We start from the raw sequence: 20,893 nt of genomic DNA, 5'->3' as shown, positions 1-20,893 counted from the left end.
CCGCGCCACAACACCCGAGCCCGAACCATGCCTTCGAACACCACAATGTGCCCTCGCGGCGACCCACGACAGCCGCCGCCGATCGCTGCGAGACAGAGACGACCTTCGAACGGACCGGTCACGCCGATGAGCCGCCAGTTGTCCTTGCAGCTGTCGCCTGTGATCGCGTTCTACCAGGTCCATGTCGCCGAGGCCGAAGAACTCTTGATCGCCTGGCGACATCCTCTGCACCTGCCCGACGACGAATACCCCACCGGCAGGCCCTACCGGCGTCCGTTCGGCAGCATGGCATTCGTCATGGAAGACCGCGGTCGTCGTGCCGCGGTCGTTGTTCTGGCCAGCACCGTAAACGCCAGCGTCTCCAAACCGCACGGTCTACACCGCTACAACACGGTGGATCTCGCCAGAATCGCTCGCAGTCCCCACCGCCGCGACCAGCGATGTTTGCGGGCAGTTCTGCGCATCGCACGCGACTATCTCGCGCCACTGTGGCTGGGCACCTACCCCAACTGGGATGCGCGCAGCGCCGAATTGTGCGGGCAGCCGCAGATCGCTGCCCTGTCGAGCACGAGCCTGCCCGGCACGCCCGGCGCGATGTACCGATTCGACGGATTCGATCGCCTCCGCACCTCCACAGGCAGCAAAGGCGGCGGCCACCAGCGTCCCAGCGCCGCCAACGCCATCCACGACGGTGCGCGAGGCCTGTGGGTCTACCGCTACCCCCAGCCACTGCGCCCCGCCGACGCCTAGACCCGCGCGCCGATCAACTCCGCAGGGGGCCGCGCCGGCATGACCGGTCGCCACCACGCCACCACGCCACCGCTCCCCGGCGACCGGTTTCCTCATGCCTCAGACTGCAGATCGGAAAGACATTGACAGACAACGGAAGTCGCTGGCCACCTGGACCACGCGGGGAATCTGATCCACTGTCGCCGACGTCGAGCCGCGGCCCGTCTGGGTCCGCGCCCGGTATCGGGACCGGTGACCAGCTTCCGGCCCCACTCGGCACACCTCCCGGCGGTGGCGCCAACCGGGTCTACCCGATCCGCTACGCCTACTGCTGGACCGACACCTCGACCGGCGCGCAGCGGATCGTGGAGGCGATCAGCCGCGACGACGCCTACGAATCCGCTGCCGGAATCCGCCGTATCCAACACCGCCGCCGCCGTGACCCCGACGCCATGGTCCTCAGCGGCTTCGGGGCGGGGCTGTGGGTCGACGGGGACATCACCCCGCTACAGCCCACCGGTGTGCACACCGTCGAAGATGCGGGTATCGCTGCCCAGATCTGCCGGGAAGTGCTGGAAAGCATCGCCGAGGGCATCGTCCCCGCTGATGTCAGCCGATTCGGTCAGCTGCACGAATACGTCGACGCCAACATGTACGCCGACGAGTGGATTCTGCGCAGAGAAAAATCTTCAGGTCAATGCTTCAGCGAGTTCATCGGCCAGGTGCAGGACGTGGTGACAGGTTGGCTGCAGGCTGGACGTCCGCCGACCTTCGCTGTCACACCCCCGGTCGGGCCGGTGATCGTCCAACTGCATCCACCAACCAGCTATGCCGCCACCCGAAACGTGTCCGATGTGCAGGACTCACCGCTGCCGCAACCCGCGCCGCCTTCACCGCTCACGGTCGGGTCGCCCTACACGACAGCAGAGGTGCTTCAGCAGGCCACCACTACCGAGGTCACGGTGAACGCGGTCACCACGATCACCTATCGCCTTGTGCCGGACGAAACGCGCTGGCGCATGGCTACACCCGCCGACATGTCGCTGGGGGTATGGGTGTATCGGGGTCCTGAGGGCTACCGCGGTGTCCTCACCAAAGACCGGCACGGCCTGCACTGGGGCACCATTCTGCGGCCTGGAGGCGAACGCGGATCACTCGATGAAGGTCAGCTCAGCACCAACCTTGAAGAATCCAAGTTGGCGGTGGAAGGCATGGTCGCCATCGAAGCCGGGATACACCACGGGCGTCGGCTCGAATGGATCAACTGCGGGCCTGACCCGCACTGCGAAGCCGTCGAGATTTATGAGTACGAAGGCCCTTTCGACTCCTTCGCGGTGGTCCGCGTCGGCGAAGACGGCGTTGTCCGGCTCAGTGTCTACGGCCGATGCGAACCGATATGCCAAGACGAACCGGTTGAGTCCGTGGACGACGGCAAGAGCGACGCCATCGCCACCATCCAAACTCTGATCGGCTCAGCCACCCAACTCGACACCTACACCGCCACCATCCGCCCGAACACACACCCGTACACCGCACCGCAGCCGCCTGCGAGGCTGCCCCATTCAGCTCCACACGAACCACCCCCAGACCGCAGCGCGCAGTCCATCGAGCAATCGCACGAATGAGGTCAGCACCGGCAGATCCATGCAGGATCCACATCTCCCCGGGGCGGCGACCATTGACTGCTGCTGCCGACGAACCCCGCCTCGCCTGGGTCGACGGTCGGCCGCGCGAACGCCTCGATCTGCTGGGCACAGTCATCGCCTGTCGAGCCCACATGCTCACCGAACCTGCACCTTGACCACCGGGAAGCTGCAGACACGCAGCCGCCGGACTCATCGCCGTTCATGTGAACACCGACGCCAGCCCTCAATCGACACCTCGCCGACACAGCTCCGGCATCGGATCGTCCTGTAGCCGCACGGCGGACCGAGAAGTCCGTCAGAGAACGCGCCCGCTCCGCACGTACCGACGTGGGCACACACAGGGCTCTCCATGCCGACGTCTTCTGCGGGCTGTCCGAAAGTCCGCCTCGAAGAAATGTTGCCTTTTGACTCATCCCGAATCACCCACATTGTGTGGTCCAACCCTTGACCCGAGTCGCGTCAGCCGCGAGCCGCGGACCGTCATCGCCCGCTGGCCTCTCGGGCGAGTTGATCCCAAAGGCTGGCAACCCCACGCCGAACTGCGCATCACCTACGACACGCGCGCCGGTGAAAGAGACTGTTACACAGCGACATTGACAGCGCTGTATCGCCACGACGACGGCGCCACGACCTACGCAGTAGGCATCCCTACGATCGTGGTGTATCGCCGTCCCAGCAAACGTTTCCGGGGGTCGCAGCTCGAGCGAACCTATCAGCGGGCGTTGACGGTGTTGCGTGAGCGATTCGTCCACGATGCCGGTGTCCGCGAGTACTTCGACCCCGCGTCTCGGATATTCACCGACCTCGAGTCCTTCGGCATCCGCTTCCACATCCCCGACCCGTCCGGCGAAAGCCCGACTCGACGATGGGAACTGCACCGCAAGACTGAGCTCACCGGCGAATCCGCTGTCGCTGTCCTGGCCCACGGTGTCGAGTTTCCCGACGGGACCGCCGCGATGCGCACCTCAGGTTTTCCCGCAATCACCACCGCCCTCGATTCAACCCCACACGCCGAGATCCTCGACGGCTACCACGATCGGACCCGCGTCGTCTGGACCGACCCATCGCCACCACCCGGTCAGGAGACGACCCGCGTCGCCGTGCCCGTACCCCTCGAGGACGACGACACCCACACATGGGCGCTCTACACCTGTCCCGTCGCCGTCCTCGGCGACGCGCGCCGCGAAGCCGACGAGATCGGAAGGTACTGCGCGGCATTCTCCGGTGACGTCGTGGTCGTCGACACAGTCGAAGGATTCGCTGCAGGCTGCAGCACCTGGTCGCGCTACAGCCACCAGCCCGACCCCACCAACCCGCACGGCAGCGAGTACGACCAGGCGCGTGCCGAGCACTGGGATTGCCAACACACCTTGTTCGGCACAGCCACCGATGGCTGGACCGACGAAACCGACCTGTATATGGGTCGAGCGATCGGCACCATCACCGAGTGGAGGCTCGAGTCGCTGGATTGGCGTGCTGCGGTCGTACGCACCACCGACGAGCCAGATGTCGTGGCCGTGTGGATCTCCCGAGATTGTGACCAAAGCGGGTTGGACGACACCCATGGCGACGGTGAACATGTCCTCGTCGAAGCCGCCCCCTATCCGAGCATCGAGGACGCCAAACGCGCCGCCACCGCCATGATCGTGGACATACTGTCGCGGCAACGCCCCACCGCCCCCACCACCTAGCGGCTGCCCGACGCGCCGTGCCCGACGCCGAACAGGCCACCATGCCGCGAGCCGGCAGCTTCGTGTCACGGCCCTCGCACACACCGGGCATCAGCACCCTTCCGGAGGCTTCCATGACGAATTCTGTCGATGCCGTTCTCTCCGAGCAGCTTCCCGACGGTGCGCCGGATCACCACCGGCCCTCCCACCGACCCACCGACGCGGGCGCCGCGGACTTCCAGGTGCGGCGCAGACGGCCACTGATGATTCGCTCGCGCGGACGGTCTGTTGTGAAGCGGGTCGTGCAGATGTCGGGCGGAATCGGGTCTTTTGCTGCCGCGACCCGTGTCGCGCAGCGGTATGGCACCAAAGACATGGTGCTGCTGTTCGCAGATACCCTGGCCGAAGACGAGGATCTGTACAGGTTCCTGTCGGACGCCGAGGACTACCTGCGCGTCCCGTTGGTGCGAGTATGCGACGGTCGCACGCCGTGGCAGGTTTTCGCCGACGTGCGGTTCATCGGGAATTCGCGAGTGGCGCCGTGCTCAAAGTGGTTGAAGCAGATCCCCTGCCGCCGATGGCTCGAAGACCACTGCGATCCGGCCGACACCGTGCTGTATGTCGGACTGGACTGGGCCGAGCGGCGGCGTGAACCCGGCGTCGTCCACGGCTGGGCGCCGTGGCGCGTCGAGTTCCCCATGGCCGAGGATCCCTGCCTGACCAAGCAGCAGATGCTCGATGACTGCCGCTCACGCGGGCTGGTGCCGCCGCGGCTGTACGAGCTCGGCTTCAGCCACAACAACTGCGGTGGCGTGTGTGTCCGCGCCGGCCAGAAGCAGTGGCGCCACACCCTGCGCGTGTTCCCCGAACGCTTCGCCGAAGCCGAACGACAAGAGAACCACCTGCGGACACTGGTCGGGGACCGGTCGATCCTCACAGAACAAATCCGCAGCGTGAAGTATCCCCTGCCCTTATCGGAATTGCGGCGGCGCGCCGAGTGCGCACCGACACCGCACACCCTCTCCGAGACCGCGCCCGCTGCGCCGAGTGGTCGCCAGCCGGTCGAAGAACCCAGCTTCCCAGGGCTCGTTCCGGCGGCGCGCTCCCGGCGGTCTTCTCGGCGGCCGGCACTGCGCACACCCGACGCTGTCTCCCGTTGTCGGTGACCTCACCTACCTTCGGCTCAGGAGGATGCCATGGCAGCAGCAACCGATATCCGCTACACCCGCGGTGACGCGACCGCACCCCACGGCGCCCGTCCCGCCTACATCGGCCATCTCGTCAACGACCGCGGCGCGTGGGGGCGCGGTTTCGTCCTCGCCGTCAGCCGCCGCTGGCCCGAGCCCGAACGCGCCTACCGCGCCTGGCACCGCGGGCGGGATTCCAACGATTTCGCTCTCGGTGCCGTTCAACTCGTTCGCGTGGAACCACAGCTTTGGGTGGCCAACATGATCGGCCAGCACGGTATCGCCACCCGCCGTGATGCTCCTCCGCCGATCCGCTACGACGCCACCGGCCGATGCCTGGCGGCACTGGCCGACCACGCAGCCGCCGCGGGCGCGTCGGTCCATCTACCTCGCATCGGATGCGGCTTGGCCGGAGGCCGTTGGGAGCAGATCGAACCACTCATCCGCACGCACCTGTGCGCGCGAGGGATCCCGGTGACCGTCTATGACCTCCCCTGAGGACCACCACAACCCCGAAACCTCCGCCGAGCAGCTGCTCCGCGACTACAGCGACGCCGCACTGGTCGGCGAAGCGCACGCCCTCATGCACGGCGAGCGGCACCTCACCATCGAGCACGGCTATCCCGAGACCGCCGACGACACCGCCCGTCTTCAACACCTGTCGGACACCGCATGGCGCGGTCGCGACGGAGCACGCACCCGATCCATCGGAGGCGGCGGCGATTACACCACGATCACTGTCGAAGGCCCGCACGCCGAGGAGTTCGTCGACAGCCTGGCACAGCTCGCCCAAGAGAGCCTGAACCCAGGCTGGTGGAAAGTTCGCCGCTCAGCACGCTGACTGCGAAGGACACAATCGGTCTTTCCGCCCTCACTCGTGTCGTGCTCGTCCACGACGAGGCCCGTGACCTCCCGGCTGGGCAGGTCAGCGAGCACACGACCACCAACGCGCCCCTCCACCCTCCCTTGATCCGGAGACGAGCGATCCCGGCAGCGGCGACGCATCGGCGGCCGACGACCAACCCAGCTGATCACCGACCGGCCCCTGTTCTGGCCGGCACTGGACCCCATGTGCCCGGCGGTCCACCGTTCGCTCCTCCTCTTTCACAACGGAGTTCACTGTCATGACCGAACATGCCCCACCCCCACCCCCACCCCCAGCGCCTCGAAACGAAGACACCCCTGCCCTACCTGACGCGCTGCGCGACGCACCCATGTCGCAGGGCATGGCGGTGCCCTACATCACCTTGGCTCATCGCGACCGCAGCGACCGGCCCGCGTGGGGCAACGTCGACCCGATCCGTTTGCGAGAGGTACTGGAACGCGCGCTGTGCCAAATCTGCGGCACACCTCTTGGCGAGCAGGTCATCCTGTTCATCCTGCCCTCCGACTTCCGCCAAGGCCTCACAGTCGAACCTGGGCTCCACCCCGCCTGCGCCGAGTACTCCGCCCGAGCGTGCCCCCTGTTGGCCGGCCGGATGCACCGCTACCACCGCCATCCCGCACAACGTCTCACCCGATGCGCCGATCCTCGCTGCCACTGCTGGGGGTGGGTGCCGCCGCGGCCCGACCCTGCCCGGGACGGGGCACCGACCGAAGCCTGGTACGAACTGCGCCTTCCGTTGAGCGAGTACCGGGTCATCACCGTTCCCGGTACCGATAACCGCCCAGCGGTGACCGGCATCGACCTGAAGACACCCCGGTTGATGCACCGGATCCGGAAGATCCGTGACGCCGCGCAACCTAGCCAGCGCGAGCGCGACCCGTTGGCGATGCTTCTCGTCGTCGGCGTGTTGTTCGCAGGTACAGACCAGTGAGCGGATCTGACCGGGCGCTCTCGCGCGTCGCCGGGTTGCTGCACAAGGCAGAGCGCACCGACAATCCGCACGAAGCAGAAATCTACTTTGCCCACGCACAGCAACTCGCGACGCGGCACTCGATCGATCTCGCCCTCGCTCGCGCCACGCAGCCAACCACTACCCGGGCGACCCCGGTCATGCGTGAGATCGCCATCGGTGAACCCCGCGCCCGAGGGCTTTCGACCTACGTGCAGTTGTTCCTCGCGATCGCGCGTGCCAACGACGTGCGCGTGGACATCGCGACGAATTCGACGTGGGTGATCGCCTTCGGGATGGAGTCCGACATCGCGGCGGTCGAAGTCCTCTACGCCGGCCTGCTGCCGCAAATGATCCACGAGTCTCGCGCCTACCTGCGTTCCCCCGAGCGTCGCGCGCAACACGCCGAGGGACGCGCGAAAGCGGGCATCACCGCGCGCCTGGCCTTCCAACATGCCTTCGCCACCCGCATCGGCCAGCGTCTCACCGAGGTCCGCGACATCACTCGCGCCCAGGCGCTGTCCTCGGCCGGTGACCGCAGCGCGGGGCCGAGCACGGCGCTGGTGTTGCGCGGCAAGGAACTCGAAGTCACCGACTTCTACACCAGCCACTCCCGAGCTCGCGGAACCTGGCGCGCCCCGCGCCGCCGCCGCGTCGACGGCGCGGCATCGATCGCCGGAGACCAGGCCGGCCGCCGCGCCCGCCTCACCGATCGACCCTCCCTGCCTGCTGCTGTGCGGCGGTTGTCGTCATGACCCGCAGCACCCGGGATACTCGTCGAAACCGTGTCTATGCTGCCGAAGCGCTGGTCTGGAACATGTTCGAGCGGGCCGATCAGCTGCCCGGCCGCCAAGTCGAAATCTTCGGCTCGCGAGTGACATTGCCGATCGAGCGGCGAGTGGTGTCGCTGGAATCGATGCAAACCTACGTCGATACCGTCCTCGCGCTGGAGACAGTGCGCAGCCGGTACAAGCGAGCCCGGATCCCGGTCACGGTCCGGGCCCGACGCGGACAGTCACGCGCACACTACGAGTACCCCACCGCCACCATCGCGATGCCCCTGCACAATCGCAGCATGCTCAGGGAGTTCGTGCTGCTGCACGAAATAGCCCACCATCTGCAACCGCTCGGCAGTCCCGGCCACGGCCGGCAGTTCTGTAAGATCCTGTGCCATCTCGTCGAGCTCGCGATCGGCGCCGAAGCCGCCTGGCTGCTGCACGCCACCCTCGCCGACACCCAAGCCGATCACAGCTGACCCCATCACCGTGCGGGCTGCGCAGCATCCGCCCTTGATCCACTCACCCCCTGCTGCGTCCAGACGCTCCGCCGCCACCGCCCGCAACCAGCGACCCGAAGAAACTCCTTGAAACCCGCCGCAGATCCTCGCACTCGCTGACCGGATCCGCGACACCGTGACCCGCCTCAACGAAAACCCGCTCGTAGCAGCGGATTGCACCGTAACGATCGTCGTGGCGCTCACATCGACTTCGACGTCGCCCCCTGGCCACGTGCTCACCTTCGCCCATGCACTACCACCCATACCTGATTCCGCCACCGCTACCACTGCGGGAACACGTCGCGGTGGATGCTGCGCGCCATGCGGGCCGCTGCCCGAGGCGACGATAGGAGAACCCACCAGATGGACACCATGCAGGTGTGCTGGTCGGAAACCGACCGCACCCACGCTCACGCCACCTACGCCGGTCACCGCACCGTCTGCAACCTCCCCGTCATCGAGGCCCGCCCGATCCACGCTTCCGTCTTCGGCGACCTCACCTGCCCGGCATGCGCCCAGCACGCCCGCCTCCAGCTGGCGCGCGCAGCCGCCCAACGTCACCTCAGCGACCATGCTGCCGAACTCGATGACCCCGAAGGCCTCGTGGAAACCGCTATGCAGATCATCGTTCCCGAAGCACTCGCGCGGCGACGTGCCGGTGACAGTTGGCACGCGATCACCACCGACTATCTGCTGGCCACCGACCCTCCCAGCCAGTCGGATCCCGATACCCGGTTCGCTGCAAGCCTCGGATCGGCGGTCCTGATGTCCCTGGAAGCCACTGAACAGTGAAGGCCGTTGCTCATCTGCGTCTGTTGCGCACCCGTCTCGACGAGTGGGCCGCGCAGCTGCCGCGCGGTCGCGCCGCCAGTGCCTGCGGCGGTGAGCCCAACCATCGGCTGTGGTGGCATCTGGACGCGACGCTGACCAAGGCAGCCTCCGGGACGCTTTCCGCCTACGATGCCTGGTCGGCCGCGGTCGCCTTGCTCTGGGCGGAGGAACTCGCGGATGTGGCGTGGCGCCGTTGCGCGCGACGGCACATCCTCGTCGCCGCCATCACCGGCCGCGATGGGCTAGACGGTGCCGCGCCGCCGTCGCTGCCCGCACTGGCCGTAGCCGCCCGATTCCAGCCGCAAGCGTGGATCAACGATCACGCCGTCGATACCGACGTCGACTTCCCCAACCAGTGGACCGTGTCGCCATCGCTGGCGCCACAGGCTCTGCGTGCGATCCTCACCGGCCCGACCCCCGCAGACATGGACTTCCTCACCAGCGATCCCGCAGCACCCGACTGGATCCGTCGCTGGCCCGGCCCCTTCGACATCACCCTCGACTACACCATCCACCCCACCGACAGCTGAGTCCCATATCGGGAGCGGCTACCAAATGTCCGCACCCCAAGCCGGGCGTCCGGCAGTTCCAATACCCCCTGCGTCGTACCGCCCGCCGCTTTCACGCACCCGGCCGCGAGGCATGCCCCGGCACGGGTCTCCGGGCTTCACGGAGCCGCACCGCCGCCACGCTCACCGAAGGGCACACCCTCGAGCGGTTGTGCTCGGTCTGCATCCCCGCCCCGACAGGCCCCTGCGCTGGCTCGCAGCCGCACACCACTGCCGAAGTCGACCCATCACCTCAAGGAGACCCCCACTGTGACCTTGCGACTGTGTCTGTTGCTCGAGGAACGCTACCGAGCCGACAGCCTGCCCCTGGCCTTGGCCTACCGACTGCGTCAGAATGGCCACCGCGTCGACATCGTGCGCCCGGGTGGCCAACTCCTGGACCTCGCCGGGCTCATCGACAGTGCTGACCATGACGCCTGGATTCTGAAAACAGTCTCCGGTGGCCCCGGACTCGGCCTGCTCGAAGCCGCCGCCCACGCCGGGCTCACCACCATCAACGACGCTCGCGCCATCCGCGCTGTCCGGGACAAGGCCCGCGCCCACCTGCTGGCCGCACGCCACGGTCTGCCGGTCCCTCCCACCTGGGCCGCCACAGATGCCGCCGCGTTCGCTGCGGTGCCCGCCCAGCACTACCCGCTGGTCGTCAAACCCGCCGACGGCAGCGCCGGACACGCCATCCACCTGATCACCGGCCCGGAGGATCTGCACCGCCTCTGCGGGCCTCGCAGCGATCAATTGCTGCTGGGACAGCCCTACATCCCCAACCGCGGCGTCGACTTGAAGGTCTACCACATCAATGGCCGACTATTCGGCACCGAATGCAGTTCACCGTTGGCGACCCGCACTACGGCAGATCGCCCTGTACGCCTGGTCTCGGAAATCAGCGACCTCACTCACCGTGTCGCCGACATATTCGGCCTCGACCTGTTCGGCCTCGATATCGTCTTCGGCCCCGATGGCCCGACCATCGTCGACATCAACGACTTCCCCAGCTTCCGCCGAGTCCCCGGCGCCCTGGACCTCCTCGCCGACGCCTGCTTGTCACTGGCCTGGAAAGGCGCCCGGTGCACTCCCGTGGCTGCCGCACAGCACGCCCACCCCACACCAGCATGACCCCGCATGCTGCTGCAGTAATGGACTCATCAGCCAGCCAAATCGACTCTGCCACAGCGACCTTCGATACAGCAGGGTGGGCTTGCTCTGCGCCGGGATTCGGCAGGCCAGCCCAGCGCCTGCGTGTCGCTGTCCGGGCGATGTCCGGCCATCTTTCCTCGTCCCCCCGTTCCTCGATGAATCGCGCCCCGGCACCGCCGCCACGACATACGGCCCCACTGCCGTGTGGGCCTCACCGCCGGGCAGCGTGTCACCGCGCTCGCCCACCAAGACCCGAGCCGGCCGCGACGGCGGTGAGCGCACCGCACGGCGGGGCCTACGTCGAGGACGGACATCTCATGCGACCAGCACGCCATGCCGCCACATGACGACACCGCTGGGCCGACCCATCGCTGTCCGAACTGCACCGGCGATCCCGCCCGCTTTCGCCCCAGCGACAATCCCAGCCGCCCCCCGACGCAGGTGACGGCAAACCCGTTGCCACGCAACGTGTCCCGTACCGACACCAGCGCTGCAAGCTTTGACCCGAAGGCCCAACGATGAGCATCAGCGACTACACCGACTTCAAGGACAACGCCGTCGCCATCGACCCACCAGGGTGCAGGTGCACCGATTGCCAAATCGGCCATTCCGTCGCCCTCGACGACCCGTGTTCGCTCGACCTACTGGCTGAGCAAGCCGCCGCTGGCCGCCGGCTCATCAACCGCACCGACGGCCCCCTCCTACTGGTCCGCGACACACCGGCGATCTGCCCCCTGCCTCGCCACTTTCCTCATCGCTGGCGCCACGCCAAGGACGCAATCGTCACCGTCTCCGGCGAGACCTCGATGGCCCACCCGACTTCGGACCAGGACAGCACACCATGACCAGGAACACCGATTCGCGCGCCCCCAACGCTGGCTCTCCCACGCGCAGGACACGACCGGTGCAACTCGCCGTGGACGGTGGACGCACCACCGTCACAGGCACCGCCGCCACCGACTGGAACGCTGCCACGGTTTGCTACACCTTGACCGGCCCCAGGCTGCGTGGAAAGTGGACTGTTGGTGTACATTCCGCGGCCGACAGCGCCGAGGCAACCTCGCTCGAGGTGAACTTCGGGGTTGGTGGCCTGAAGTCCATCCCGTTCACCCGCCGCGACAAGCCTGTCATCAACGGTATCGAGATCATGGGCAGCATGGTGATCCGCAACCGCGACACCCTCACAGGCTGCGGAGAACGATATCCTTCCGGCGACCAGCTACCCGATCCGACCGCGGCTCGACTGGCGAGCGTGGTCCGCGCCGTCGCCGATGACCTCCTGACAGATGAGCGCCTGGGTGAACTCCACCACCGCGCCGCGGTCCTGGACGCCTGCACCCTACGCGAGATCGTGGGTGAGCGTCTGGCTGAGGATCAGCGCACACTCCGGGAGATCACCGCCGCCGTCACCACGCGGTGCGACTACTACCGTGCGCTGGCCGAACACTATGACAACATCGCCAACCGCACCGCACCACCGGGCCCGTTCGCCGGGACCGACAGCGCCGGCCGACCACTCGCACAGCCGACACCACCACAGATGTACGTCGTCTAAGCCATACCCGCAACAGGGCAGCTCTACCTCCCGAGCCAGGCCACAGCGCGCGCCTGCAGCCGCGCGTGTCCGGCGGTCGCCGCCCGCACTCGTGCGCACGGTCTCGGCGGACACTACGCACCGCCCGCGGTCAGGAGCACCCCCATGAATCTCACCGATCCGTCCGTTCCCCACCGCCGGCCCGTCGCTGGGCACGGCAGCCACGCCGAAGCCGTCGCAAGGGCACTGTCGGCGCCCTACGCCCCGGGGGATCCGGCCATCTGGCTCCGCCCGCATTCCGCAGGAGTCGATTCCATCCACGTCGATGTGCGCCGCGACGACTTCCGGTTCGTGATCGACGTCGTCGCCGCCGATGCCGTTGCCGTGGCCGCGCTGCTGGCCGACCTGATCGCGCCACCCGCACACAGCGACGAGCCCGACTGGTTCCAGCTGGGCCGCGCGGGCTTCGAGGCGGGCCTCGAGCATCCCTCGCCCTTTTTGAACGACAAGGTCGCGCCGTTCATCACCGCCCCCGAGGCCGACCCGGATCGTGTTGCCGAGATCATCCGCCAGTATGGACAGGGCTGGGACGCAGCTTCCGAAGACAGTGCGCGAGCCGGGCTTCCGCACTCCTACACCGCACCCAACCAGCCGCCGCCACCGGCCCGGCCGGTGTATTTCGTGTGGGATCGCGACCTCGGGCAGGTCACCGCGATCTTGCCCGACCCGGGTGCGGCCGCTCAGCACCTCTACGACGCCCTCACCGCGGCCGGTCGCAGGCGTGTGCACGCGGAATGGGTCCAGCGGCAACGGCCCGCCACCGACGAGGAAGCCGCACCCCTCCTGCAGCAGTTGACCGCCGCCGGATACCGACCTCACGTACTGGCATCCATGCCGAGGTAGCCACCCGCCGGGCACACCAGCTCGCCGGTTCGCCCAGCATGGTGCGTCGTTGTCCGCCCGGGCCCGAACCCTGCGACAACCGAATTTGCGAGGCCACTCCGATGACCGACCCTTCCGATGCGCTCGATGCCTTCTACAGCCTCCCCACGCCCGTTCTTGCCGCCTGCCGAGACGGCAACCACATACTCAGCGACAGCGAATCGCGCGCTGTCGCAGCGGTTTATGCCCAGCAGAACACATCTCTGCAGCACTGGGGCGCGGGCATCGACGTCGCCCACACCGCCCGCCTGATCGAAGACACCCAGTGGCTGCTCGACGCGGCCGGCATCCTGCGTGATGACACCGACCCACACCGCTACCCCGACGAAGCACGCAACGCCCTGCACGCGTTGCTCGTCTACTTCCGCGACCGCGCCCGCGTGCGACCTACCCGGGTGGACTACGAGCGTGAACTCATCCAGATCTACACCAGCGAGTTCGATTTCCTGCGCGCCCGCGGACATTCGCCCTGTATCGCTTGGACCGGTCATGGCGGCGGATGCACCGGGTTGGCGACCGTGCTGGACGAGCGGTATGAGCTCTACGCCACCAACGGTGATGCCTGCCTGGTCGGCAGTGAAACCGGCGAAACGCCCGGGCCCTGGTCGGTCGGCATCTACGACCGGGAAACCGGCCACGCTCTCACCAACGCGACCGACCCGCACTTCGCCACCGCGTACGCCGCCGCAGTCGCCGTCATCCCCCGCCCACGCACCCGCCTGCCGCTGTCTGCGCTGCGGCCCCTCTCCCGGATTGCCGACCTGCTCCGGATAAGGAGAACTCACCGATGAAAACGACCTTGCGCCTGCCGAGCACATTCGCCGACCGAGTCCACCAGATCGCCGGAGTGGACAAAGACAACTGCGTTGTGATCGACGACGGGTCCACCAGCCTCGTGACCCTGACACCGTGCTGCCACGCCTACGGAAAAGGCTCGGCCCATTCACGCACCGGCGTCGTGTGCCGCGCCTGTTATGACGAAGTCGACGTCAAACACGCCGGAGGCGGCGCCGATATCGCCATCCACCGCGACGACCTGAACATCGTCATCGAATCCTGAACCTGCTCCCGCCGCACATTGCGTCCGGCGTGATCCACATTCATCAGCCCCTCATCCTGCGACGGCGACCCCCTATTCGAATTACACCCTGGATGCTTTATGACGGACTTCGACGGACTGTTCGATATCACGTCGCTGACTCCCACCAGCGGTGGCACCGGTGACGGACCTTTGCTGCTGGTCTGGTCTTATGGAATGGGTGCCGAATCAACCGCCGGGATCGTCCGGACGATACTCGACCCGACCTTCCGCCACCCGTGCCTGCTGCCGGACCTGTCGAACCTTATCGTCGTGACAGCGCAGACAGGTGACGAATTCTCTTCGCTGGCAACCCTGGTGGAACGTCACGTGCTGCCTCTTTTCCGTGCCCACAACATTAGAACCGTCGAGGTCGCTCGCGCGGGCCCGCGCAACGAGGACGGAATCGTCGTTTTGCAGGACACTCGCCAACCGCAGCGGATGCATTTCGACGCCAGGGAGCATGGCTTCTACGCCCTCAGTGACGAAAACCGCGCGAACGCTGTCCAGCCGCAGCGCAGCGGGAAACGGAAATGCACATTGAAGTTCAAGGGCTGGCCCATGGATACGTGGCGTGACCGTGAACTAGGAGCGCGCCCGTATCTGCATGCGATCGGCTACAACGCCGAAGAGGAAAATAGGATCGCCCGAGAGTCGGTCCTCGATCTGGGCGGCCACCGGCAGATGGTCTACCCCATTCATAACGCCGGATGGACACGGCAACAGTGCCGTGAATATCTCCACGATATCTTCGGCGTGTGGTGGCCCAAATCGCTGTGCCGCGAATGCTGCTTCGTGTCGAAAATCGAATGGCCCGACCAGATCGCGCGGTTACTGGCCGAGCCCGAAGAATCGTCTCGGCATGTCGTCGATGAGTACGTCACCCTCGCGCTCAACGCGAAGTCCGGGCTTTTCGGCCCGCAGGACACGTTGACCGAGCGACTGCGAGCCGCGGGCGCGGACGCGATCCTCGAGCTGGCCGAGAACGAGATCTCTCACAGCCCATGGGCGTTGTATCGGTTGCGGCGGGTCTACTTCGCTCCCGCCACCGCGTGGCGATCGGTCGATGTCGCGCTGCGAGGCACGCCCGCACACACCCAAGAAATGCTGGGGCGCTTGGCGGAATCTCTCGAGATCCCGGTCATCACCGACGCCCGCCACCACACCCGACTGTGGCTGGCGCAGCGCCCACCACAGTCACCGACATACCCGCAGGTGGAGTGCTTTTTCGTCGCTATGCCAGCCCTGGTGATGGACAAACAGCAGCCGGGGTTCGAAACCCACTGGGTGGCACACGCCTCCGACGAGTTGCTTGAACTCAACATGGCCGCCGCCGACCACCTGCACCATCTGCTGAGGCAGTTCAGCTCGCCACTCGCAGTGCCCGCAGCGGTTCGCTCGTAGGCACCTGCTTGCGGCCGGCGGTGCACTTCGGCGCGGGGCGTGAGCATCCGCGATCGACGAATCAACCCTCCGAGAGAGTGAAAGAAGGATGGTCATGATCTCTGTCCAGGAATTACATCGCTGGGTAGCGGGTTTGAACACCTCAGACTTCGTCGGTATCGACGAGGGGAGCCTCGTCCTGGTGGAGGTCCGCGATGACGAACACCTCACCGGCGCCTCCATCGAGATCGGTGGATATGAGAACGACACCGGCGATGCACCGCAGCCGTCGGCTATGGCTGTCGAGCCCGCGAGGGTGAGCGCGCCGCTCGAGGCGGCGGTGATTTCGGTGGCGGATCTGCTGGCCATGGTCGACGGCAGCCTCACCCGCACCGAACTGTCCATGGTGCGCGCCGCGATCCGGAAGTCGAGTATCGGTGACTCGCTAGGGGACGTGGTGTTCGCCGTCATCTCCGAACGCCGCCGCGAACTCACCGCCGAGTTGCGTCCGTTCACCGATCCGGACGCATTCACCGCTCGCCTGGGCTCGGGGCCGCTGGTCTCGGTGGCTGCCGAGCGGATCGGTGGGCTGTTCGCCGCGATCAAGGAAGCGACCGGACTGTCGCTGATCCGCGTGCGCTGCGGTGACGCCGCGCGGCTGTGCGTCGAGGACCAAGCGACGGGCAGGCTGTTCGAGATCGGCGACACCCTCGAGCTGTGGTTGCGTGGTGACATCACCACCCCCGGCGCGACCGCGGCGTGGATCGGCGCCCCCGTCGACGACTTCACCCACGACGAAATAGTCGCGACCGGCCCCCACGACTACCAGCTCCCCGAACCGGCACCTCGCCGGGACTGACCCGCGGCTACAGAAAACCGGCCGGACGAACCCAACCCAAACACATGCTCAGATTCGCATGTCGACAACTCTTGGAAGGAAGGTCGTGGCTCGTGACCGCGCTGACGATTTCCCACACGGCCGAGGACGGCACCCTGTTGAGCGGCACCGTCCGCGACGACGGCACCTACGAGGTCATGTGCGCGGTGCGCAAAGCGGTCGGGCACTGGCGGTGGGCGCGGAGTCTGGGGTGTTGGATCGTGGTGTCCTCCCGCGATCGCCAGCCCAAGCAGTACCACATCGACTACGCCGCGCAGAAACTGCGCGAGGCCGGATACACCGTCGAGCTCGACATCGACCGCACCTCCCGCGCGACCGAGGACGCCGAGACCGACCGCGCCCTACGTCAAAGCGATCGAGTTGACGCATTGCGGGGCAAGGCATCCCGCAAGGACGCTCGCGCCGCTGCCGCGGAGGCGGCGCATCAGCGAGCCCATGATGCGTTGCCTCCGGGCGGGGAGCCGATCAAGATCGGACATCATTCCGAACGCCGGCACCGTCGCGCCATCGATAAGGCGCAGACCGCGTGGGGACGCTCGGTGCAGGCCGACCGGGACGCCACCGACGCCCACAATCGCGCCGAGGCCGCCGCTCGCACCACCGAGCAGCGGTATTCCCCGCGGACGGTGGCCAACCGCATCGAGGTCCTCGAAGCCGAGCAGCGCGCCGATCAACGCGTCCTCGACGGGCACACCCGCCGGTTCCTCGACAGCGACGGCAAGGTGCATCACACCGACACCACCCCGGCCGCGACCGGGGAGTACCGGCAGCGGGTGCTGGACCGGATGACCCAACGCGAGAAGGACATCGGCTACTGGAAACAGGTCCGTCAGTCCCAGATCGACGAAGGTTTGACCCCGGGCTGGGGCCAGCAGGATTTCGCGGTCGGGGACTTCGTGCGCGTCGGCGGTGCGACGTGGCGTCAGATCACGCGGGTCAACGCGAAAACGGTGTCGGTGGTGAATCTGTCGCTGTCGCGGCTGGCGTTCCACACCATCGCTGCCAAAATGACCGCGCATCGGGAGATCACCACTGATCACCCGGTGCGCTTCCATGAGATCACCGCGCACATGACCCAGGCCCACGCCCACGAACGCTATCCCGATGTCTTCACCGACCTCGACACCCCCAGCCTCCCGCCGCGCCCGAAACGCCGCAGCGGCAAGACAAAACTCGACCACCACCGCGGACCGCAGGCCGACTACTGGTCCTGGAGCATCGACGGCATCGAATACCGCGCGACATGGGCGCACCCGGCCCACTGGTTTTCCACACCGCCCGCCCCGATCACCGAACCGGGCACGGTGCGCCTACGCGCGCAACGCCGCGCGCCCGGCCGCGTCCACGGCGACCCAGTCGAACTCCCACTGACCGAGTACACGGTCACCGGGCCGGTGTGCTGGCCCGAGGAAGTCCACAACCAGGTCCGCATCCTGGTCGAGACCCGCACCTACCTGCCCGCTACCTGACCCGCATGGTGCGCACACATCACCGCGTCCGGCGTCAACAACGCAGCGCCGCAGCCCCAAGACGACTCACGCCGCCCTGCAACCGCAACGGCACCAGAGGATGTGCGACGAGAACCTGCGATGGCACAGCGCCTTCCACAGTTGGCAACCGCCAGGCCAGGACCGAGCTCATCACCACTGCAGCAGTTCGAAAGAAAACGCCGATGACCAGACTCTTCTATGACCGCGACCATGTCACCGCCGACCTTCACGACGGCGGCTGGATGAGCGAGATCGCCGAACGGCTCCGACGGTGGCAACCCACCGAAGACGACAACGGACTCGCTGTCGTGCGCGACCTCATCGAGGCCACCCGAGGCGGTAAGAACAGCCTGTGGCGGCTGGATGTCGCGAACGTTCCCGTGCTCGTCTTGGCCGCGTTCAGCTGCGATGAAAACGGTTTGCTGACCTACAACGGCGAACTGACGCTGTCGATGATGATCGACGGCCGATTCGAAATCGCCGACACCGGCCTCAGCCGCCTGGAAGACCTCGCCGATCTCACCGGACAGCATGACAGCAGTCAGCGGCTGTTCACGCTTCTGGACGCCATCACCGACCACCTCAACCTCATCCTGGCCCGGGTACTCCAATTTTCCCGGCACCACGACCATGAACGCGGTGATCCCCCAGCACGGATGTCACAGCCGCTGTCGTCACAGGCCCACGACCAAGTACCCACCACCACCGACACCGCCGCGCAAATTCGCCGCGACATCGCCTTCGGCAACGCTCCAACCTCTCTGCTTCCGCGAATACCGCCTGCCCCGGGATTCGGCCACAACGCCGAAGAGTTGATCACCGCCCGCGAACGCGCGCTCGGTCGCAGCCGCGGCAGCTTCTGGCCCGAGGTCGAAGAACTCAACCATGGCTGGACAAAAGCAGGTTGCCCCACCATTGGGGTCGTGTCGATCACCCCCGGCACAGGCGGCGAGCACAACACCGAATTCGTGTTGAGCAACGGGCTACAGCTATTGGTCAGCCAGACCGGGATAGGGCTGTCCGATACCCGCGGTCGCCACCTGTACTTCCTCGACGCCATCAATCCCGAGGCCGGCCACGACCACCTCCACCTCACACTGCGCCCCGACGCCTGAACACCCGCAGGACCCGAAAATGATCAACCTCCTCTGCGCAGACCACGGACTCGCCATCATCACCGTCCACCACGGCAACGGCGCAACCAGCGAAATCCGCATCCACGACCTGCCCGACCACCTCGAGATCGTCACCGAAATCGCACAATCCGTGGAAGCCAGCGTGACCGTCGACGGCGCGCAAACCCTCTTCGACGAGAATCGCTGAGCTCAGCTCATCCTGCAGGCCGGATCGACGCGCCCTGACTCGCGCGAGTCCGGCACACCGGCGACTTCCGACCGCAACCAGGATTCGCGATGAACTGGACTGGCAGTAACGCAACCAGATTGGTAGCGGCCATCACAGAGTCAAGGGCAACCGACCGACGGTCCGTACCAAAGGCAACCCAGGCGGCGGGCCACGCTAACCCTCGCCGATCAAGCCGAAGCCATGCTCAACATCGCCAACCCCTCACCGTGTCGCCGCATAGTGACTGCCCCAGCACAGTCTGCATCAGGCGCTACCACCGAATATGTGAACCGTAGCGTCGCTTCCTCGACAGCCCCACCACCGGTGAACCTACCGTCACGGCCCACGCCGACGCCGAGAATCTGCCCGACGCAGCCTGACCGAACCCGGTACACCTCGAATCGGTGCGCCCGAAACGTACTCGGGGGCATCGGGACCGGTTCCCGATCTACGCGACACGAAGGAGTCAGTTGTGCGCACCCCCGACGAACCGACCATCGATACCCTGGCCCGCACCGACAACGGCTATCGCGCCCGTAGCCTGTGCCTGGTCGACCATCAGCCCGCCGACATCACCATCACCGTCGACAGCGAGGGCCGCTTCCTCTCCACAGTGTGCGTGTTCGACCAGATGAGCCTGTCCTGGCATCTGCTCCTGCGCGCCGACCATCTCGACTACTCGCGGTTACCTGCCGATCCCGGCCACCCCGACACCCTCGAAGCGGTGCGCGAGCGGATGCGGGAACTGCACGCCACCGCGGTCTGGGTAGCAAGCACTGCCCGCCACGTCGGACCACGCTGGTGACCACCACCTCCCGACCTCGAGAAGGTCTGGACGTGCGCAGCGCTCGACCTGCGGCTGGTAGCCCTCGACGACGCCACCGCGCGCGGGTGGCCGGTGTCTCTCGTCCGTCCCAGCGCGAAGAAACCGCCGGTGTTCCAACGCTGGCCCACGCGCGCCAGCACCGACCCGGCCCGCATTCACGGGTGGTGGGAAAAGGACCGGCCCGCAAACTCGCTCTCGCGACCGAACCGGCCGGGTTGTGCGTTGAGCAGCGAACTGCCCGAACCCCGCCACTGCCCCGCTCATCGCCAGGGTCGCGCATTTGTGGCACAGACGCATTCGGCACCGGAGGACGTGCCCTGACCACCGCCCTGCGCCTCGGGGCACCGACATTCACTATCCAGCCCAGCGGCGCGAGCCATCCGCACCCCGGTCACCGCCCCCGCCGACATCATTGCCACCCCACCAGCACCTAGTGTGTCGCGCCTGAAATTAGGCCAGTAAGTTACTGTTTTGTTTTGGGGGCTGGCGGGTTGATTTTGACGAGGTAGTGGGCGAGGGAT

General features: G+C 66.7%; 24 protein-coding genes. All 24 read left to right on the top strand.

Annotated features, from left to right (window positions below):
* Positions 1-126 precede the first annotated feature (126 nt).
* The 24 genes from ABZ803_RS33865 (at position 127) to ABZ803_RS33750 (ending at position 20,693) form a co-directional block, all read left to right on the top strand.
* Entirely contained in the window at positions 127-750 is a 624-nt protein-coding gene (locus ABZ803_RS33865; protein WP_357045715.1) for a hypothetical protein, read from the top strand.
* Positions 751-1,094: 344 nt separating this feature from the next.
* Complete coding sequence (locus ABZ803_RS33860; RefSeq protein WP_357045713.1) at positions 1,095-2,354, top strand: hypothetical protein; 1,260 nt, start codon at positions 1,095-1,097, stop codon at positions 2,352-2,354.
* A 614-nt stretch (positions 2,355-2,968) separates the two neighbouring features.
* Positions 2,969-4,066, top strand: coding sequence for a hypothetical protein (locus tag ABZ803_RS33855; protein ID WP_357045711.1), 1,098 nt, complete (start codon positions 2,969-2,971; stop codon positions 4,064-4,066).
* Between the two features lie 113 nt (positions 4,067-4,179).
* Positions 4,180-5,211, top strand: a complete 1,032-nt coding sequence (locus ABZ803_RS33850; RefSeq protein WP_357045709.1) for a hypothetical protein — start codon at positions 4,180-4,182, stop codon at positions 5,209-5,211.
* Between the two features lie 30 nt (positions 5,212-5,241).
* On the top strand, positions 5,242-5,730 hold the full coding sequence (locus ABZ803_RS33845) for a hypothetical protein (protein WP_357045707.1): 489 nt from the start codon (positions 5,242-5,244) through the stop codon (positions 5,728-5,730).
* Positions 5,717-6,073, top strand: coding sequence for a hypothetical protein (locus ABZ803_RS33840; RefSeq protein ID WP_357045705.1), 357 nt, complete (start codon positions 5,717-5,719; stop codon positions 6,071-6,073). Before ABZ803_RS33845 ends, ABZ803_RS33840 begins: the two co-directional genes overlap by 14 nt.
* A 283-nt stretch (positions 6,074-6,356) precedes the next feature.
* Complete coding sequence (locus ABZ803_RS33835; RefSeq protein ID WP_357045703.1) at positions 6,357-7,049, top strand: hypothetical protein; 693 nt, start codon at positions 6,357-6,359, stop codon at positions 7,047-7,049.
* Positions 7,046-7,822: a DUF2786 domain-containing protein gene (locus tag ABZ803_RS33830; protein ID WP_357045701.1), complete on the top strand. Its 777-nt coding sequence runs from the start codon at positions 7,046-7,048 to the stop codon at positions 7,820-7,822. Before ABZ803_RS33835 ends, ABZ803_RS33830 begins: the two co-directional genes overlap by 4 nt.
* Positions 7,819-8,322, top strand: coding sequence for a TIGR04338 family metallohydrolase (locus tag ABZ803_RS33825; RefSeq protein WP_357045699.1), 504 nt, complete (start codon positions 7,819-7,821; stop codon positions 8,320-8,322). The genes ABZ803_RS33830 and ABZ803_RS33825 overlap by 4 nt, the downstream gene beginning before the upstream one ends.
* 330 nt (positions 8,323-8,652) lie before the next feature.
* Positions 8,653-9,135: a hypothetical protein gene (locus tag ABZ803_RS33820; protein WP_357045697.1), complete on the top strand. Its 483-nt coding sequence runs from the start codon at positions 8,653-8,655 to the stop codon at positions 9,133-9,135.
* The gene (locus ABZ803_RS33815) at positions 9,132-9,704 is read left to right on the top strand and encodes a hypothetical protein (protein WP_357045695.1); all 573 of its coding nucleotides are present in this window, start codon (positions 9,132-9,134) and stop codon (positions 9,702-9,704) included. The genes ABZ803_RS33820 and ABZ803_RS33815 overlap by 4 nt, the downstream gene beginning before the upstream one ends.
* 288 nt (positions 9,705-9,992) lie before the next feature.
* Positions 9,993-10,856 carry a hypothetical protein gene (locus ABZ803_RS33810; protein ID WP_357045693.1) on the top strand — a complete coding sequence of 288 codons (864 nt, stop codon included), beginning with the start codon at positions 9,993-9,995 and terminating at the stop codon, positions 10,854-10,856.
* A 539-nt stretch (positions 10,857-11,395) separates the two neighbouring features.
* Positions 11,396-11,722, top strand: coding sequence for a hypothetical protein (locus ABZ803_RS33805; protein WP_357045691.1), 327 nt, complete (start codon positions 11,396-11,398; stop codon positions 11,720-11,722).
* A gap of 71 nt (positions 11,723-11,793) precedes the next feature.
* Positions 11,794-12,432 (top strand): hypothetical protein, encoded by a 639-nt coding sequence (locus tag ABZ803_RS33800; protein WP_357045689.1) that lies wholly within the window; start codon positions 11,794-11,796, stop codon positions 12,430-12,432.
* A gap of 144 nt (positions 12,433-12,576) precedes the next feature.
* Complete coding sequence (locus ABZ803_RS33795) at positions 12,577-13,314, top strand: hypothetical protein (RefSeq protein WP_357045687.1); 738 nt, start codon at positions 12,577-12,579, stop codon at positions 13,312-13,314.
* Positions 13,315-13,415: 101 nt separating this feature from the next.
* Positions 13,416-14,144, top strand: coding sequence for a hypothetical protein (locus ABZ803_RS33790; RefSeq protein ID WP_357045685.1), 729 nt, complete (start codon positions 13,416-13,418; stop codon positions 14,142-14,144).
* The gene (locus ABZ803_RS33785) at positions 14,141-14,413 is read left to right on the top strand and encodes a hypothetical protein (RefSeq protein WP_357045683.1); all 273 of its coding nucleotides are present in this window, start codon (positions 14,141-14,143) and stop codon (positions 14,411-14,413) included. Before ABZ803_RS33790 ends, ABZ803_RS33785 begins: the two co-directional genes overlap by 4 nt.
* Before the next feature lie 99 nt (positions 14,414-14,512).
* Entirely contained in the window at positions 14,513-15,835 is a 1,323-nt protein-coding gene (locus tag ABZ803_RS33780) for a hypothetical protein (protein ID WP_357045681.1), read from the top strand.
* Positions 15,836-15,929: 94 nt separating this feature from the next.
* Positions 15,930-16,673, top strand: coding sequence for a hypothetical protein (locus ABZ803_RS33775; protein WP_357045679.1), 744 nt, complete (start codon positions 15,930-15,932; stop codon positions 16,671-16,673).
* A 92-nt stretch (positions 16,674-16,765) separates the two neighbouring features.
* Positions 16,766-18,181: a DUF3560 domain-containing protein gene (locus tag ABZ803_RS33770; RefSeq protein ID WP_357045677.1), complete on the top strand. Its 1,416-nt coding sequence runs from the start codon at positions 16,766-16,768 to the stop codon at positions 18,179-18,181.
* 263 nt (positions 18,182-18,444) lie between these two features.
* Positions 18,445-19,317: a hypothetical protein gene (locus ABZ803_RS33765; RefSeq protein WP_357045675.1), complete on the top strand. Its 873-nt coding sequence runs from the start codon at positions 18,445-18,447 to the stop codon at positions 19,315-19,317.
* A 19-nt stretch (positions 19,318-19,336) separates the two neighbouring features.
* On the top strand, positions 19,337-19,525 hold the full coding sequence (locus ABZ803_RS33760; protein ID WP_356968922.1) for a hypothetical protein: 189 nt from the start codon (positions 19,337-19,339) through the stop codon (positions 19,523-19,525).
* Between the two features lie 493 nt (positions 19,526-20,018).
* The gene (locus ABZ803_RS33755) at positions 20,019-20,351 is read left to right on the top strand and encodes a hypothetical protein (protein WP_357045673.1); all 333 of its coding nucleotides are present in this window, start codon (positions 20,019-20,021) and stop codon (positions 20,349-20,351) included.
* Between the two features lie 48 nt (positions 20,352-20,399).
* Positions 20,400-20,693, top strand: coding sequence for a bifunctional DNA primase/polymerase (locus ABZ803_RS33750; protein ID WP_357045770.1), 294 nt, complete (start codon positions 20,400-20,402; stop codon positions 20,691-20,693).
* Positions 20,694-20,893 lie beyond the last annotated feature (200 nt).

The sequence above is a fragment of the Nocardia sp. NPDC047648 genome, from assembly GCF_040642815.1.
Lineage (GTDB): Bacteria > Actinomycetota > Actinomycetes > Mycobacteriales > Mycobacteriaceae > Nocardia > Nocardia gamkensis.
This window is presented reverse-complemented; position numbering and strand designations above follow the sequence as displayed.

Bases quoted from the DNA above. Each gene is read 5' to 3' on its own strand.
- ABZ803_RS33865 (WP_357045715.1), top strand. From the start codon at position 127: ATGAGCCGCCAGTTGTCCTTGCAGCTGTCGCCTGTGATCGCGTTCTAC.
- ABZ803_RS33850 (WP_357045709.1), top strand. From the start codon at position 4,180: ATGACGAATTCTGTCGATGCCGTTCTCTCCGAGCAGCTTCCCGACGGT.
- ABZ803_RS33845 (WP_357045707.1), top strand. From the start codon at position 5,242: ATGGCAGCAGCAACCGATATCCGCTACACCCGCGGTGACGCGACCGCA.
- ABZ803_RS33840 (WP_357045705.1), top strand. From the start codon at position 5,717: ATGACCTCCCCTGAGGACCACCACAACCCCGAAACCTCCGCCGAGCAG.
- ABZ803_RS33835 (WP_357045703.1), top strand. From the start codon at position 6,357: ATGACCGAACATGCCCCACCCCCACCCCCACCCCCAGCGCCTCGAAAC.
- ABZ803_RS33825 (WP_357045699.1), top strand. From the start codon at position 7,819: ATGACCCGCAGCACCCGGGATACTCGTCGAAACCGTGTCTATGCTGCC.
- ABZ803_RS33820 (WP_357045697.1), top strand. From the start codon at position 8,653: ATGCTGCGCGCCATGCGGGCCGCTGCCCGAGGCGACGATAGGAGAACC.
- ABZ803_RS33805 (WP_357045691.1), top strand. From the start codon at position 11,396: ATGAGCATCAGCGACTACACCGACTTCAAGGACAACGCCGTCGCCATC.
- ABZ803_RS33795 (WP_357045687.1), top strand. From the start codon at position 12,577: ATGAATCTCACCGATCCGTCCGTTCCCCACCGCCGGCCCGTCGCTGGG.
- ABZ803_RS33790 (WP_357045685.1), top strand. From the start codon at position 13,416: ATGACCGACCCTTCCGATGCGCTCGATGCCTTCTACAGCCTCCCCACG.
- ABZ803_RS33785 (WP_357045683.1), top strand. From the start codon at position 14,141: ATGAAAACGACCTTGCGCCTGCCGAGCACATTCGCCGACCGAGTCCAC.
- ABZ803_RS33780 (WP_357045681.1), top strand. From the start codon at position 14,513: ATGACGGACTTCGACGGACTGTTCGATATCACGTCGCTGACTCCCACC.
- ABZ803_RS33775 (WP_357045679.1), top strand. From the start codon at position 15,930: ATGATCTCTGTCCAGGAATTACATCGCTGGGTAGCGGGTTTGAACACC.
- ABZ803_RS33765 (WP_357045675.1), top strand. From the start codon at position 18,445: ATGAGCGAGATCGCCGAACGGCTCCGACGGTGGCAACCCACCGAAGAC.
- ABZ803_RS33760 (WP_356968922.1), top strand. From the start codon at position 19,337: ATGATCAACCTCCTCTGCGCAGACCACGGACTCGCCATCATCACCGTC.